We start from the raw sequence: 16,926 nt of genomic DNA, 5'->3' as shown, positions 1-16,926 counted from the left end.
CCGTGCCATCCAACCAGACGCTGTTTCCAAGCGTATGTCATGTGTCCGAGCGCACGCTCAAACACCGTGAAAATGTGTGTTCGCCACCATAAAGCAGATGAGAGGGCCCCAACGTGCTTGAAGCATATCGCCAACATGTCGAGGAACGCGCCGCTGAAGGCGTACCACCCAAGCCTCTAAACGCCGAGCAAGTTGCCGCCTTAATTGAGCTGCTAAAAACCCCACCGGCGGGTGAAGAGGAATTTGTTCTTGATCTGATCACCAACCGGGTTCCGCCGGGCGTCGATGAAGCCGCTTATGTGAAAGCGGGCTTTCTTACTGCCATCGCCAAGGGCGAAGCAACCTCTCCGCTGATCGATAAAATCCACGCGGTTAAGCTGCTGGGCACCATGCAAGGCGGTTACAACATCGTCTCCATGGTAGAGCTGTTGGATAACGAAGAGTTAACACGTGAAGCCGGCGAACAGCTCAAGCATACCCTGCTGATGTTTGATGCCTTTCATGATGTTGAAGAGCGTGCCAAAAAGGGTAACAGCGTTGCCAAGGACGTTATTCAGTCCTGGGCCGAAGCAGAGTGGTACCTTTCCAAGCCTGCTTTAGAAGAAAAAATCACCCTAACCGTCTTTAAGGTGCCGGGTGAAACCAACACGGATGATCTGTCACCAGCACCCGATGCCTGGTCGCGCCCCGATATCCCGCTGCACGCTAATGCCATGCTCAAAAACGAGCGTGACGGCATTGTGCCTGAAGTACCGGGCTCCATGGGTCCGCTCAAGCAAATTGAAGAAGTCAAAGCCAAAGGCTTCCCGGTTGCTTATGTCGGTGATGTTGTGGGTACGGGCTCTTCACGTAAATCAGCCACTAACTCCGTGCTGTGGTTCTTTGGTGACGATATCCCTTACGTTCCCAACAAGCGCGCTGGCGGCTTCTGTTTTGGTAGCAAAATTGCTCCGATCTTCTTTAACACCATGGAAGATTCTGGCGCACTCCCGATTGAACTGGACGTATCAAAGCTGGAAATGGGCGATGTCATTGACGTCTACCCCTACGAAGGCAAGGTATGCAAGCACGGCACTGATGAAGTGCTCACCACGTTTGCGTTGAAAACGCAGTTGATCCTTGACGAAGTACGCGCTGGCGGCCGTATTCCTCTGATCATCGGCCGCGGCCTGACGGGCAAAGCACGTGAGTCCCTTGGCCTTGAGCCTTCTGACGTATTCCGCCTACCGGAACAGCCCAAAGATACCGGCAAGGGCTTTACCCTAGCGCAGAAAATGGTCGGTAAGGCGTGCGGCCTGGAAGGCGTTCGTCCGGGGATGTACTGCGAGCCCAAAATGTCCACCGTCGGCTCCCAGGATACCACTGGCCCGATGACGCGTGATGAGCTGAAAGACCTGGCTTGCCTGGGCTTCCAAGCGGACTTGGTGATGCAGTCATTCTGCCACACGGCGGCCTATCCGAAGCCGGTGGACGTAGACACTCACCACACGCTGCCTGACTTCATTATGAACCGCGGCGGTGTATCGCTGCGTCCTGGCGACGGCATCATCCACAGCTGGCTGAACCGCATGCTGCTGCCAGACACAGTAGGTACCGGTGGCGACTCGCACACTCGCTTCCCGCTGGGCATCTCGTTCCCGGCTGGTTCTGGCCTAGTAGCTTTTGCTGCTGCCACCGGCGTTATGCCGCTGGATATGCCGGAATCCGTACTGGTTCGCTTTAAAGGCAAGCGCCAGCCTGGCGTTACCCTGCGTGACCTGGTTCACGCCATTCCGCTTTACGGCATCAAGCAAGGTCTTCTGACCGTTGACAAGGCCAACAAGAAGAATGCGTTCTCTGGCCGCGTACTGGAAATTGAAGGTCTTGAAGACTTAACGGTCGAGCAGGCGTTTGAGCTTTCCGACGCCTCTGCTGAGCGCTCTGCCGCTGGCTGTACTATTACGCTGTCTGACGAGAGTGTGACCGAGTACTTGAAATCCAACATCACACTGCTGAAGTGGATGATTGCCAACGGCTATGGCGATGAGCGTACTATCAGCCGTCGTATCGAGGGTATGGAAGCGTGGCTTGCCGACCCGAGCCTGATGCGTGCCGATGCGGATGCCGAATACGCCGAAGTCATCGAAATCGATTTGTCCGAAATTAAAGAGCCCGTGCTTTGCGCACCTAACGATCCTGACGACGCTCGTTTACTGTCAGACGTTGCGGGCGAAAAGATTGATGAAGTATTTATCGGCTCGTGCATGACCAACATTGGTCATTTCCGTGCAGCGGGTAAATTACTTGAAAAGCAGCCTGCAGGCAGCCTCAAAACTCGCCTGTGGCTGGCACCGCCGACCAAAATGGATCAGCACCAGCTGACCGAAGAGGGTTACTACGGCATTTATGGTCGTGCCGGTGCGCGTATGGAAATGCCGGGATGCTCGCTGTGTATGGGTAACCAGGCACGCGTTGCGGCAAAAAGCACCGTTGTGTCTACGTCTACACGTAACTTCCCGAACCGTCTGGGCGATGGTGCCAACGTGTACCTTGCCTCGGCGGAACTCGCCGCGGTTGCCGCGGTGGAAGGTCGCCTGCCAAGCGTTGAAGAGTATCAGCGTTACATGAGTGAATTTGACGCCATGGCAGGAGAGATCTATCGTTATATGAACTTCCACGAAATTGAGGAGTATCAGAAAATCGCCTCAAACGTGATTCCGGTTGCTCAAGAAGCGTAACCGCCCTATCGCCGATGCTCGCACCATCACAGACTTAATGAAGTTTCGTTAATTCTGAGACGATGACCGAACGCCCCACAACCTCTCGTTGTGGGGCGTTTTTATTACCGCAAGATGTCGGCGACTTGCGAGGGCTTCCGGATACTGCCACTCTGTTAGTTCATCCTTATGATTTAAAAAGACAATGCAGCCACTGACACATCTTGGCTCGGCCTTAATGAAGACACTGCGCGATCATCTACGCCCCTTGATCGCCTATCATTTGTTTTTTACCTTACTTGCCTCTGCCCTGTTATTACCCGTGATTGGGTGGATAACCCAAGGTCTGCTCGCTCAGTTAAAGCGTACAGTGATTACTAATGACGAGCTGATCAGCCTGCTGTTTAGCCCCTTGGGCCTAGCTTGCATGCTGGTCGGCCTGGTTTTCACCTTTCTCATTCTTTACTGGCAACAGGCTGGTATGCTCCAGGTCGCCGTTCGGCCTCACGGCAATCATTACCGGTTAGCCTTTGATGCACTCTGGTTAAGCGTTCGTCGCCTCCCCGCACTGGCAGGATTAGTCGTGTTACAGGTAGGCACGCACCTTTTACTGCTGGCCCCTTTCATGGCCGCACTTGCATGGCTTTATAGTGTTTGGCTAAGCGGCCTGGATCCTTACTATTTACAGCGCGTCATGCCGCCAGTGCTTTGGTACTTTATTGCCTGCGCGCTGCCGCTTGTGGTGGCCTGGCTAAGCTTAGCGGCCTGGCTTTATCTGCGTTGGCTGTTGGCGCTTCCGTTAGTGGCACTTGATAACTGCAGCCCGTTACGCGCCTTGACGCGCAGTTTTCATTTAACCAAAGGCTGGCACCGCTCCATTGGCGCGGCCGTGCTCATCCTGCTACTGCTCATTATTGCGCTACCTGTTATCACCACCATCGCCTTTGATGCACTGGTGACGCCGCTTCTCTGGTGGTTGCCAGAACACAATGCGTTTCTAATTCCCATCATGTTTGCCTATTTAACAGGCTATCTGCTGCTAACCCTCGCCGTTACCTTTATCGGTATTGCGGCTAACGCACTGCTTTCTGCTTGTTTGTACCTTCAGTTAGCGCATCACAAGATGCGCCCTGCTCCTCCATCAAAAATCGTCCTCCCGGGCCGATTTGCCTGGGCGGTTGAACTTAGCGTATTGCTACTGGCCGCCTTACAAGCCTGGTGGATTCTGAATAGTTTTGAGCTACGCGACAATGTAAAGGTGTTCGCGCACCGTGGTAGTTCAATGGTCGCCCCCGAAAACACCCTGGCCGCGGTTGACCAGGCCATCGTCGATAAGGCTGACGCCGTAGAGCTGGATGTTCGCTTATCCGCCGATGGGCAGGTCATGATTTACCATGACCGGAGTCTGGCAAGATTAACCGGTGATAACAGAGAATTCGGCGACTTAACGCGTGAAGAGCTTAGTCAGTACGACATAGGCAGTTGGTTCGGTGATGCTTTTCAAAACGAGCCTATCGCAGGCCTGGACGAGGTACTCGAACGCGTGCGTGGCCATGCCGGGTTGATGATCGACATGAAAGCGCTGCCCGGCGAGGAACAAGCACTTGCTGATGCAGTCATTGCCCTGCTGCGTGCTGAAACCGATATGCGCTATGCCTGCTGGGCTAAAAGCAGTCATCCTATAACAGCGTATAGAGAATGCGGCTTTCCCAATGCAATGCTGGAGATGCGGGTAGCCACGATGACGCCCGCCCTAACTGCCCACATCAAACGCCAGGCGCCTGAGCTACGCGTCACACTGCTGGCACAATTAATCCTGCCAGGCACGCTGGACCGTCAAAGCTTCGATGCCCTGGGGCTTCGCCATAACCGTATTACAGCAGAGGAAGTGCGTCTTGCAGCGCTTTATGGCTATGAGATACATGCCTGGACAGTTAATGACCGGGCAAGAATGTCCACACTGATCGATTTAGGGGTTGATGCGATTATTACCGACTATCCCGAGCGTTTACGTGAATTGATTGAAGAGCGGCGAGCGTTAAGCGATGGGGAACTTCTGTTGGTGAAGCTGCGCAATTGGCTACGTCAGTGACGTGTACTTAAACACGCCACTGACAGCTCATTTCGTAAAGCCAAGTGGGATCAATCGCCCATAACAACGCCTTCGCGACGCGGGTCGGCACCGCCAAACAGCGTCCCATCCTCCAGCCTACGGATAGCCTGAAGCCCACTGGTTAGCTCTCTTTCACTGATGGTATGACCGTACTCCTCAAGCACTTCCAGGGTCGCTTCCGGGAAGCCTCCCTCTTCCAAATAAACATCGCCTCCCATGGTAATGGCGTGAGGCAAATTGAGCGCTTCTTGTGCACTCATCCCCCAATCACGCATCGCAACTAACGTGCGGGCGGTGTAATGAATAATAGCCGCACCACCCGGCGATCCCAGGCTTGCCACTAATTCGCCCGACTCTTTATCGAAGACGAGTGTTGGGCTCATGCTTGAACGCGGGCGCTTGCCAGGCTCAACCTGATTAGCAACCAGCTCGCCGTCCACCTCTGGGGTAAACGAAAAGTCGGTCAACTCGTTATTAAGCAGGTACCCACCCGGCAGCCCGGTTCCTCCATCGGCAAGGATGCGCGAACCAAACGCCTGCTCAATAGACGTGGTCATCGCCACGGCATTGCCTTCAGCATCAATAATACTGATATGGCTAGTGCCGTATTCCGGCTGATCCGGCTGTGAGGCAAAGCTAACGTCAAGCTCACCAGGGTTTCCTGGCTCCGCACTATCGCCCATGCTGGTGTCGCCAATTAACTTACTACGCTCTGAAAGATAGTCAGGCGCCAGCATTAATGACCAGTCGCCTCCCGGCGCCTCTACGAACTCAGGGTCCGCGATATAACGTCCACGATCAGCGAAGGCCAGCCGAGAAGCCTCCAAAAACTGATGCAGCCAACCGCTGCTGGATACGCCGTTATCCAAGGGTGCTTCCAACAACGGCTGCTGATCTAAAAGACCCAGTATTTGCATAATGGTAATATGCCCAGACGAAGGCGGAGGGAATCCGCACACTTCCCACTGTTGCCATGGCGTACACAGCGGTTCCCGCTCAATTGTCTGGTAGCCGCTAACATCCTCAAGGGTCATGCTGCCTGGCCGCACCGGATGGTTCTGTACACGATTTACTAAATCCTCAGCAATGCCGCCCTCATAAAAGGCCGCGCTGCCGTTGGTCGCAATTTGGCGTAATATGCTCGCCAACGCCGGGTTTTTTAACGTGTCGCCAACCGCTAGCGGCTCGCCGTTAGGCTGGTAATAGAAGTTCTCGGCGAGCGGGTCACTACGTAACGCTTCATCATTGGCAAGGCTGGTGTGCAGCCGTTGACTAACGGCAAACCCTTCCTCGGCAAGCGTAATAGCGGGTTCAAAAAGCGCCTCCCAAGCCAACTGGCCGTGCTCTTTATGCGCCTGTTCCAACATTCGCACCGTGCCTGGCACACCAACAGAAAGTCCACTGGCTACCGCATCTGCAAAGGGCAGCGGCTCGCCATTTTCCATGAACAGCTCCCCTGTCACCGCACCAGGCGCTGTCTCTCGGCCGTCGTAAGCCTGAACGTTTGAGCCATCATAGAACATTAAAAAAGCGCCACCGCCAATGCCGCTGGACTGGGGCTCGACCAGTGTTAACACCATTTGCACAGCGATAGCAGCGTCAATGGCATTGCCACCATTTGCCAACACTTGGTAGCCTGCATCCGTTGCCAACGGGTTAGCCGCCGCGACTGCAAACGACTCCGCCGCCCAGCCGGGTTTTTCCTCATACCCCGACCCAACTTCTGGCGTTATAGAGGGGGTTTCATAGCTAAACCCAAAGCTATAGACCGGCACTAACAGCAATCCTGATAGTGCTAATTTAATCCTTTTTGGGGACATTACACTGCCCTCTCGCATCCTGGGAAATATCAAGTAAGTAACCACACAACAGAGTAGCCTATAAAACGCATGCGCCCGGCACAATGGCCGGGCGCAAAATAGCGGTTTACAGATCGACGTTAGGTGATTGTCTCGCCTGCCAACATAAACCACGTCTCAAGTACTGCATCAGGGTTGAGGGATACCGAATCAATCCCCTGCTCCATCAACCACTTAGCCAATTCAGGATGATCTGAGGGCCCTTGCCCACAAATACCCACATATTTGCCTTGGGCTTTACAAGCCTGAATAGCCATTGCCAACAATTTTTTCACCGCCGCATTACGCTCATCAAACAGATGCGCCACGATGCCTGAGTCACGGTCCAGCCCCAGCGTTAACTGCGTAAGATCGTTAGAGCCGATTGAGAAACCGTCGAAGTGTTCAAGAAATTCTTCAGCCAACAATGCATTAGCAGGTAGCTCGCACATCATGATCACTTTCAGCCCGCTTGCATCGCCGCGCTTCAAGCCGTTTTCTGCCAACAGATCAACCACCTGCTTGGCTTCATCAGTGGTGCGTACAAAGGGCACCATGATTTCGACGTTATCAAGCCCCATCTCGTCGCGTACGTATTTTAAGGCGCGACACTCAAGCTCGAAGCAGGGCCGGAAAGCTTCCGAGATATACCGCGAAGCCCCACGGAAGCCCAACATGGGATTCTCTTCGCCCGGCTCGTAAAGCTTACCGCCAATCAGGTTTTCGTACTCGTTGGACTTGAAGTCAGACAAACGCACGATAACCCGCTGAGGGTAAAAGGCCGCCGCCAACGTGGAAATACCTTCCACCAGCTTGTCCACGTAGAAAGTTACCGGGTCGGTATAGCCCGCGGTACGAAGGTCAATCACCTGCTGCAAGTCAGCTGGCAGCGTTGCGTAATCCAGCAGTGCCTTAGGGTGAACGCCAATCATGCGATTGATGATGAACTCAAGCCGGGCAAGCCCTACGCCTGCGTTAGGCAGGCTGGCAAATCCAAATGCGCGATCAGGGTTGCCCACGTTCATCATAATCTTGAATGGGATTTCAGGCATGGCATCGACGCTTGAAACCTTGCAGTCAAAATCCAGCAGGCCATCATAAACGTGGCCGGTGTCACCTTCGGCACAGGAAACGGTGACATCGGTGCCTTCTCTGAGCTGCTGTGTAGCGTCACCACACCCAACCACCGCCGGAATGCCCAGCTCACGAGCAATAATCGCCGCATGGCAGGTACGCCCACCACGGTTGGTAACAATGGCTGAAGCCCGCTTCATAATGGGCTCCCAGTCTGGATCCGTCATGTCGGTCACCAGAATGTCACCGTCAAGAACCTTATCCATATCTTCCGGACTCATGACCACTTTGACCGTGCCGCGGCCAATGCGCTGACCAATCGCCCGGCCGGTAATCAGGGTACGGCCCTTCTCGCGCAGCTGGAAACGCTCTAACTTGCCGCCTTCCTGCTGCGAGACCACCGTTTCAGGGCGTGCCTGCACGATATAAAGCTTACCGTCGTCACCATCAAGCGCCCACTCAATATCCATGGGGCGCTCGTAGTGCTGCTCAATCGTCACCGCCTGACGGGCAAGATCCATCACCTGCTGGTCGCTAATACAGAAACGATTACGCTGATTAAGCGGCACATCAACGGTGTCGACGGATTTACCGGCGCTGGTTTCCTGGCCGTAAACCATCTTGATGAGCTTGGAACCCAGGTTACGCCGTAAAACCGCCGGGCGGCCAGCGGCTAACGTGCCCTTATGAACATAAAACTCATCAGGGTTGACAGCACCTTGCACAACCGTTTCGCCCAGCCCCCACGAGGCAGTCACAAAGACAGCATCGCGGTAGCCTGATTCGGTATCCAGGGTAAACATGACCCCAGAGGCACCCGTCTCAGAGCGCACCATTTTTTGAACACCCGCTGACAGCGCGACGTTTTCGTGGGCGTAGCCACGGTGAACGCGGTAAGAAATTGCGCGATCATTAAACAGCGAGGCAAACACCTCGTGTACAGCGCGTTTGATGTTATCGAAACCTTCGATATTCAGGAAAGTTTCCTGCTGGCCCGCAAAAGAGGCATCCGGCAGGTCTTCCGCGGTTGCCGAGCTGCGCACCGCTACTTTCAGCTGAGGGTGCTGCTCCTGCAGTTGCTCATAGGCCTGACGCAGCGCACTTTCAAAAGCGGGCGGCAGCGGCGTATCAATAACCCATTGGCGAATATTAGTACCCGCTTCGGCCAGTGCTTTAACATCATCAACGTCCAGGCGCGATAGCGTGCTGTTAATGCGCTCGTTAAGCCCTTCATGAGAGAGAAATTCACGATATGCGTGAGCCGTAGTGGCAAATCCACCCGGTACGGTTACCCCGGCACCTGACAGATTGGAAATCATCTCGCCCAGCGAGGCGTTTTTACCACCCACGCGTTCGACGTCGGCCATACCTAACTGATCGAACCACAGAATGTACTCTTCCACGCAACCCCCTCGCTTTAAGACGTTGATGCAATCTTTTAGATCGCCAATCATTGATCGTGTCACCCTATCACCGTGCCACCCTATTCGCCATTGGTCTAATAGCGAAGGGAGTGGAGGATTTTTACAACATAAGGCGTATACGGGCAGTTTATGTAGTCGCCTGGGGCGTTGTGCTTAGCGAACGCTCGGCACACAATAGCGTATCTATTATTTAATTGACGGGCGTGATTATGAAGCGGACAGCTTTCTTTATTTCCGATGGTACCGGTATTACGGCCGAGAGCCTGGGTCGCAGCCTGTTGGCTCAATTCAGCGATATTGAGATCAACATGCTGACCAAGCCTTATATCGATACGCTTGATAAAGCGGAAGCGCTTGCCCGGATTATTGAATCCACTGCCGCTCAAGATGGGCAACAACCGATCATTATCGATACCATCGTTGACCAGCAGATACGCGATGTAATTCGCCAAGCGCCGGGCTTCAAGGTGGATATCTTTTCTACCTTTTTGAAACCCTTGGAGCAGGAATTAGGCACCCACTCTTCTTACAGCGTGGGAAGAACTCACTCGATTGGCAGTGACGACGTCTATATGGACCGGATTCATTCGGTACACTTCGCACTCGATAACGACGATGGCGCCCGTACGCATCAATACGACAAAGCCGATATTATTTTAGTGGGCGTATCGCGCTGTGGCAAAACACCCACGTCGCTTTATTTGGCGCTTCAGTTTGGCATTCGAGCGGCTAACTACCCACTTACCGAGGACGACCTTGACGAAGACGGCACGCTCAAGCTGCCCAAGGTGTTAGCACCGCACCAGCGCAAGTTGTTTGGGTTAACTATTGATGCTCGCAGGTTATCCGCCATACGCAATGAGCGTCGGCCGAACAGTCGCTATAGCTCAATGGATCAGTGTCTGCAGGAAGTCGAACAGGCCGAAGCGCTTTACCGCATTATGCATATTCCGTTTATTGATGCGACGCGCTTTTCAGTAGAAGAAATTTCGACACGAATGATTGCCGAGACAGGCTTAGCGAGGCGCTTCTCCCCCCGCTAAACCAGCACTAAATGTACAACGCTAAAAATTACATGCCTTTGGGGGCGAAGATACCCGGGGCGTTACGCCAGTAGCCTTTGTAGTCCATACCAAAACCGAACACATAGCGGTCCGCGACCCCCAGGCTGCAGTAATCAGCTTTCAAGCCCGGCACCGCTTTGCGGTTATGTTGCTTATCCACCAGGACGGCAGTCGTAACGCTGGCTGCCTGAGCTTCTTTACAGTAAGCAAGAATTGCGGCGAGCGTCGATCCTTCATCCAAAATGTCATCCACGATGACGACGTGGCGCCCGGCCATGGGAATTTCAGGCGACACACGCCAGAAAAGCTCGCCACCGCGCAGCTCGTTGCGATAACGCGTGGCATGCAAATAGTCCACTTCCAGCGGAAACCCCAATCGGGTCAGCAGATGCCCGGTCGTAATCAAGCCACCGTTCATCACACAATAAAAAACCGGCAGTTTGTCCCCCAGGTCTTCAGTAATGGCCTCCGCCATGCGATCCAGCGCCCGCTCGACTTCTTCCTGAGAGATCAAGCAGTCTGCTGTTTCCATTAGCTGGCGCATTGAGTCCAATGACTCAAGCGCTTCTTTATCCAATTTGGACATGGGGTAACTCCCAAAAATGTAGCAATATTGCGAAAAGAAAATTCAGGTGGGGTTAGGGAAGTCCGCCAGCGCTTCTAGCCTGGCATGCGTACGTCGCCAACGCCCCAGCGCGCTCAGCGCATCCAAATCAGGTCGTGCACGGCCATAGCGGAGTTTCGCAGGGCGCTTATTGGCGATGCCCTGGCTGGCTTCAACGACCTCAAGCGCAGCGGCACGGTCGTTACACACCAGCAACATATCGCAGCCAGCGGCGAGTGCAGCAGCGGCACGCTCGCGTGGCGAGCCCGCTTCGTGAGCACCTGCCATACTTAAATCATCTGAAAAAATACAGCCTTTAAAGCCCAGCGATTCACGCAGCATCCCCAACCAACTGGGCGAAAAGCCCGCCGGGCGTGTATCAAATGCTCGATAAATGACATGCGCGGGCATGATGCCATCAAGCTGGGGGGCTAGCTGTTCAAAGGGGACAAGGTCGCGCTGTTTAATTGCCTCCATTGAACGCTCATCAATGGGCAGTGCGACATGGGAATCCGCGGCTACGCCGCCGTGACCAGGGAAGTGTTTACCCACAGCGCCCATGCCCGCCTGATGTAAGCCCTCAACAAAAGCGGCGCCTAATTGAGCAACGTGCTCAGGGTCACCACTGAAACTACGGTCGCCGATGACGCTAGAAATCCCGCTATCCACATCAAGCACTGGTGCAAAGCTTAAATCCAGCCCACAGGCGGCCATTTCCATGCCAAGCAACCAACCTGCGTCCATGGCGAGAGAGCGGCCTTCTTCAGGGTCTTGAGCATAACGCTCGCCAATCCGGGCCATGGCCGGTAAGCGGGTAAGCCCTTTTTTGATACGCTGTACACGGCCACCCTCTTGGTCAACCGCCAATAAAAGATCGCCCCGTATACGCCTTATATCGCTACACAGCTTGCGCACCTGGTAGGCGTCTTCCACATTACGGGCAAACAAAATCACGCCACCGACAGCGGGTTCAAGCAGCAAGCGCTTTTCAGCATTGGATAATTCAGGCCCTTCCAGGTCGAGCATGACCGGGCCAATAGGTTGAGTCATTAGCAGGGATCCAACAAAAGGGCCGATGATTTTAGACGATCAACGCACAGAGTCAAAAAAGGCTCTGCGTAAGGCCGTTACAGATGGCTGCCATGTAGCCAAACAGGCGTTCCAGGCACGGCACGCTCAAAGATATAAAGCAGGTCCTCGTTGCGCATACGAACACAGCCATGTGAAGCAGGTTTGCCCATCGGTTGATCGGGCGGCGTTCCGTGTACATAAATATAGCGGCGCTGAGAGTCAACCGTGCCTGCACGGTTAAATCCTCGCTCTAACCCACACAGCCATAAAATACGCGTCAAAATCCAGTCACGTGTCGGATGAGCGTCGGCCAAGTCACTTGAGAAAATTTCACCGGTAAAACGCCTGCCTCTAAATACGGCATTGACCGGCTGTTCATGGCCAATTGCCGCGCGAACATAGTGCCAGCCATGCGGCGTTTGGCCACTTCCTTCTTGCTGGCCAACGCCAGCGCGTCCAGTAGAGATAGCGCACTCAAAGTCTGGTGTTTGACCCTGCCACCAGCGCAGGATTTGTGCGCCGGTATCAATTTCGATCCAGCCGTCTTTTTTAGGTGGCAACTCAGCTAACAGGGGCGTTCGCATGCTGCGCTCCTTCAACCTCTTGCGGCAGTGGAGCATTCATGGCGGCAACGACCACAGGGCGCAAGCGTCGCACTAAATCACGCACAGTCACCTGCTCCTGATAATCCTTGGAGGCGATATCACGTAGCGCATCCAGCCCCGACAAGGTGAAAATGACCGTACCCAACATAAAGTGCAGCCGCCAAAAACGCTCGGCATCGGGTAAATCAGGGGTCGCCTTACGCACAAGCCCGGTAAAGCGGGTAAACACATCCCCATATTGCTCTTGAATATGGCGCCGTAAATGCCCTTGCGCTTGGCTATAGGCTAACCCCAATAAGCGCATGAAGACTTTCAAACTATCCCGTTCAGCAGGCACTGCCAGCACCGTGGTGGCCATTGTTTCAAGCAGCTCTTCCAGGGGGATGGCGCGATCGGCATAGTGGGCTTCAAGCTCATCGAGCGCACCATGAAAACGCTGAGTAAACGGGTCTAGATAGCGTGAGAATACGGCTTGGATAAGGGCTTTCTTGGAACCAAAATGATAATTAACAGCCGCCAGGTTTACTCGCGCTTTACTGGTAATGTTACGCAGTGACGTTTCAGCAAAGCCACGCTCTGCAAACAGCACCTCAGCGGTATCCAGAATGCGTGACACCGTGTCAGATTGTGCCATTATGGCCTCCGGAGAAACGAGTGTTTAAAACATGCCAGAATAGTAAGTCATATCTTAATCAGGCTCAATCACCCTTATTCACCGTTTTTTTTATTTGGCTACCCTGCGCATTAGCGTTAATTCAAACGTCTTACCGCTCACAGACAGTGTTTTAACAAGCTGCTTTTTTAACCATGTACTGGATAGAGCAACATACTGTATACTTAAACACATACTGATCAAGCAGACAGATACCGACTGTCTTTTATTGTTTATGGAGTTTGGTATGTCGCGGCCACTCACAGCACGTCAGCAACATGTTTTTGATTTTATAGTAAAAACCATGGGTGAATTCGGCTACCCTCCCACCCGCGCCGAAATTGCCAAGGCCTTGGGCTTTAAATCCCCCAATGCCGCTGAAGAGCATTTACGTGCTCTTGAGCGTAAAGGCGTTATCCGGATTATTCGCAATACGTCGCGGGGGATTCGCCTCCCCAACCAGGAAGCTCAGGACGTTAGCGAATTACCCGCCACCGTTGCAGCCAACAGCAATGATCTTCCGCCGATGGGCTTGCCAGTTATTGGTGAAGTGGCCGCTGGCAGCCCGATCCTTGCAGCGGAGCATATTGACCGTTACTGCCCGCTACCCGCGGAATATTTCACCCCTAAAGCCGACTACCTCCTGCGGGTACGCGGTTTATCCATGAAGGATGTGGGCATCCTGGAAGGCGATTTACTGGCGGTGCACCGCACTGATCGTGTACGTGACGGGCAAATCGTCGTTGCGCGGCTGGAAGATGAAGTCACCGTAAAACGCTTTCAACGCCAAGGGCACCAGGTCATGCTGATTGCGGAAAACGCTGATTTTGCACCGATTGAAATCGACCTGCGAACCCAATCCCTGGATATTGAAGGCGTAGGTGTAGGCGTCATCCGTGGCGGTAATGGCCAAGCGCTAGGCTAATAAGCCGTTTGCGTAAAATCGGTTTTTAAAAGCATCAAGGGGGTGGCCATTTTCATGGCCACCCCCTTGTTTTGCTACTGGTTCAGCTTAAACAGTTTTTAAAACGCTTAGCTAAAGACAACGGTCTTATTGCCGTGGATCAAAACGCGGTCCTCCAGATGCCAGCGCAGGCCTCGCGCCAATACGGCTTTTTCTACATCGCGCCCAAAGCGAACCAGGTCGGTTGGCGTATGGCAATGGCTCACACGATGAATATCCTGCTCAATAATCGGCCCGGCATCCAATTCCTCCGTCACGTAGTGGCACGTCGCGCCAATTAGCTTTACGCCGCGCTCATAAGCCTGATGGTAAGGCTTGGCGCCAGCAAATGAAGGCAAGAAGCTGTGGTGAATATTAATTACCTGTCCAGCATAGCGCTCACACAACGACGGGGGCAGAATCTGCATATAGCGCGCCAATACAATACAGTCCGCTCGCGCGTTATCAATAAGCTCCTGCACCTGAGTAAACGACTCTTCCTTATTATTCGGGTCCACCGGCACATGGTGATAAGGAATACCGTACCACTCAGCGATTGAGCGCATGTCTTCGTGATTAGAAATCACACCGGCGATATCACAATCCAGCTCACCTGCCTGCCAACGGTAAAGTAAATCCACCAGGCAGTGAGACTCACGGGAGACCATGAGGATGACGCGCCGACGCTTTTGAGTATCCATTAGCGCCCACTGCATGGAAAACTCTTGAGCAATTGGCTCAAAGGCGCTGCGTAATGTTTCAACGGACATGCCAAGCGAATCGGCCAATATCTCATAACGCATAAAAAAGCGGCCCGTTTGCAAGTCAGAATGCTGACTGGCCTCGGTGATAGAGCCGCCTTGTTGAGCAATAAATCCAGACACACGGGCAACAATACCCACCTGATCGGGGCAGGAAACGACTAAACGGTAATAATGAGACATGTGAAGTACTCTTGACGACCTACGAAATACAAATGACAAACCACTATTGGCATCGTCTATTGGCATAGTGCAACGGCGCCGCAAACCGCGGCTAAATAGCGACGCCGTAAATAACGGCTGCCTAGTGTACCGGAACCCTATTAACGAAGCACCGTTATCTAATGTCGGGGGTCATTGTTAGCCGCCCCTGCCTTCCCGTATAGTTAAGGCATTACTTTTTAGGCTTTTCATAACCGATGCATCCACCACGCGTTCAACTTCGTCCTCGCCGCCGCCCACCTCTGCGCCTACTGCCGCTGGGTGGGTGTGGTGAAATCGGCATGAATCTAACGCTGTATGGATACGACGATCACTGGATCGCGGTCGACTGCGGCATGATGATTCGCCAGGATTTGCCTAACTCGCCCCTTCAGGTACCTAACCTGGGCACCGCCGAGGCACTGAACATAACGCCCCAAGCGTTATTTATAACGCATGGACATGAAGATCACATTGGCGCGGTTGCCTGGTTATGGCCCAAGTGGAACTGCCCTATCTATGCCACCCCACTTGCGGCAGGCCTCTTACGCGCGAAATTCGCTGAACACCAGCTAAGTAGCGCCGCGATTAAGATCATCGAGCCGGGCGAAGCAATGGAAACGGCGCCCTTTTCGGTGCGCTATTTGCCGGTTACCCATTCGATCCCTGAAAGCTGCGCGCTGGTCATCGTGATGGGCGACTACCGCATAATGCACACAGGGGATTGGAAGCTGGACCCAGAGCCGCTGATTGGCACGCCCATTAACGCGGCGCACTTTCGAGCGCTTGCCCCGATTGATTTAGTAGTAGGTGATTCAACCAATGCCCCTCTGCCTGGCCACTCCAGCAGTGAAGGCGATGTGGCTAAAGCGCTGGCTAAAAGCCTGAAGGAATGCAAGGGCCGCGTCGTGGTCTCCTGTTTTGCAAGCAACCTTGCACGCGTACTGGCCATTGGCCGGGCGGCTCATCAATGCGGCCGTCGGGTCAGTTTGATGGGACGATCCATGGAGCGCATGGTGAGCATTGCACGTGGGCTTGGCTACATGGATGACTTCCCAGCGCTTGTTCCCCCCCATGATTTAGGCTATTTGCCCCCCGATGAAGTGGTGATTATCGCCACAGGTAGCCAGGGTGAGCCTCGTGCAGCACTGCAACGACTGGCCCAAGGGCGCCACCCGTTTATTGACCTTGAGCCTGGCGATAACGTCATTTTCTCTGCCAAAGCTATCCCCGGCAATGAACGCCCCATTGAGCAGCTCAAAAAACGCTTGGTCCAACTTGGGGTCACGATCTTTGATGAGGTTAATCATCCAGAGCTGCACGCCACAGGCCACCCTGCGCAAGAAGAACTCATCACATTCTACCAGTGGATCAGGCCCAAATATTTGATCCCCGTGCACGGCGAAGCGCGCCACCAGCAGGCCCACCAAGCGATTGCAGACTCCTTGGGCATCAGCGCACCTTTAGCACCCGTTAATGGCGACATGATCGTTATGGACCACTTGGGGCTGCGCTGCGAAGCCCGCCACCCTCAACCGCCCTGTATCGTTAATCAAAATAGCGTTGTGCCGCATCCAGGCCTGGAGGCCACCAAAACCACGACGCGCCGAGGCAGTTTATTTCTCGCCCTGCCTGTCGCGGCCAGCGATACCGGATGGTGGCGCATCGGTCGCTTGATGCTGGATAGCAGCAGCGCCAGCCCGCTCGACGAAGATAGCTTTAGCGAATGGCTGGACAATCAGCTGGAGGAGATTAAAGCGGATACGCTGGCTGATTTGCGCCTTGCGCTACAGCCACGCTTGATTCATTGGTTGGCGGACCACATGCAGCACATGCCTGAGGTCCACTTACAAATAATGGCCGCAGAAGCGCCTCTATAA

General features: G+C 53.9%; 12 protein-coding genes. 5 read left to right on the top strand and 7 right to left on the bottom strand.

Features of this window, described 5'->3' with window-relative positions; translation table 11 throughout:
• Positions 1–113: 113 nt before the first annotated feature.
• Complete coding sequence (gene acnB / locus FKN99_RS13950) at positions 114–2,717, top strand: bifunctional aconitate hydratase 2/2-methylisocitrate dehydratase (RefSeq protein WP_172118451.1); 2,604 nt, start codon at positions 114–116, stop codon at positions 2,715–2,717.
• Between the two features lie 184 nt (positions 2,718–2,901).
• A complete protein-coding gene (locus FKN99_RS13945; protein ID WP_172118450.1) occupies positions 2,902–4,788 on the top strand; it encodes a glycerophosphodiester phosphodiesterase family protein in 1,887 nt (628 codons plus the stop codon).
• A gap of 50 nt (positions 4,789–4,838) precedes the next feature.
• Here the strand turns inward: FKN99_RS13945 and ggt are convergent, their stop codons facing one another.
• A complete protein-coding gene (ggt, locus tag FKN99_RS13940) occupies positions 4,839–6,629 on the bottom strand; it encodes a gamma-glutamyltransferase (protein WP_172118449.1) in 1,791 nt (596 codons plus the stop codon).
• Positions 6,630–6,748: 119 nt separating this feature from the next.
• Positions 6,749–9,124 (bottom strand): phosphoenolpyruvate synthase, encoded by a 2,376-nt coding sequence (gene ppsA, locus FKN99_RS13935; protein ID WP_172118448.1) that lies wholly within the window; start codon positions 9,122–9,124, stop codon positions 6,749–6,751.
• A 230-nt stretch (positions 9,125–9,354) separates the two neighbouring features.
• Between ppsA and ppsR the strand changes: the two genes are divergently transcribed.
• A complete protein-coding gene (ppsR, locus tag FKN99_RS13930; RefSeq protein WP_172118447.1) occupies positions 9,355–10,188 on the top strand; it encodes a posphoenolpyruvate synthetase regulatory kinase/phosphorylase PpsR in 834 nt (277 codons plus the stop codon).
• 28 nt (positions 10,189–10,216) lie between these two features.
• On the opposite strand, the gene FKN99_RS13925 is transcribed toward ppsR, so the two are convergent.
• The 4 genes from FKN99_RS13925 to FKN99_RS13910 form a co-directional block, all read right to left on the bottom strand.
• Positions 10,217–10,795: a hypoxanthine-guanine phosphoribosyltransferase gene (locus FKN99_RS13925; protein WP_172118446.1), complete on the bottom strand. Its 579-nt coding sequence runs from the start codon at positions 10,793–10,795 to the stop codon at positions 10,217–10,219.
• Between the two features lie 42 nt (positions 10,796–10,837).
• Entirely contained in the window at positions 10,838–11,863 is a 1,026-nt protein-coding gene (gene nagZ, locus FKN99_RS13920) for a beta-N-acetylhexosaminidase (RefSeq protein WP_172118445.1), read from the bottom strand.
• A gap of 77 nt (positions 11,864–11,940) precedes the next feature.
• Positions 11,941–12,468, bottom strand: a complete 528-nt coding sequence (locus FKN99_RS13915) for a L,D-transpeptidase (protein ID WP_172118444.1) — start codon at positions 12,466–12,468, stop codon at positions 11,941–11,943.
• Positions 12,446–13,123 (bottom strand): TetR/AcrR family transcriptional regulator, encoded by a 678-nt coding sequence (locus FKN99_RS13910; RefSeq protein ID WP_172118443.1) that lies wholly within the window; start codon positions 13,121–13,123, stop codon positions 12,446–12,448. The genes FKN99_RS13915 and FKN99_RS13910 overlap by 23 nt, the downstream gene beginning before the upstream one ends.
• Positions 13,124–13,388: 265 nt before the next feature.
• Here FKN99_RS13910 and lexA point away from each other — a divergent pair, with 265 nt between their 5' ends.
• Positions 13,389–14,066, top strand: coding sequence for a transcriptional repressor LexA (lexA, locus tag FKN99_RS13905; RefSeq protein ID WP_172118442.1), 678 nt, complete (start codon positions 13,389–13,391; stop codon positions 14,064–14,066).
• 107 nt (positions 14,067–14,173) lie between these two features.
• Here the strand turns inward: lexA and purU are convergent, their stop codons facing one another.
• A complete protein-coding gene (gene purU, locus FKN99_RS13900) occupies positions 14,174–15,028 on the bottom strand; it encodes a formyltetrahydrofolate deformylase (protein ID WP_172118441.1) in 855 nt (284 codons plus the stop codon).
• A 320-nt stretch (positions 15,029–15,348) separates the two neighbouring features.
• Here purU and FKN99_RS13895 point away from each other — a divergent pair, with 320 nt between their 5' ends.
• Positions 15,349–16,926 carry a ribonuclease J gene (locus FKN99_RS13895; RefSeq protein ID WP_172118476.1) on the top strand — a complete coding sequence of 526 codons (1,578 nt, stop codon included), beginning with the start codon at positions 15,349–15,351 and terminating at the stop codon, positions 16,924–16,926.

This window comes from Halomonas hibernica, assembly GCF_013183775.1.
GTDB classification, from domain to species: domain Bacteria; phylum Pseudomonadota; class Gammaproteobacteria; order Pseudomonadales; family Halomonadaceae; genus Vreelandella; species Vreelandella citrativorans.
The sequence above is the reverse complement of the archived record's forward strand: the minus strand, read 5'-3'. Positions and strand labels throughout refer to the sequence as shown.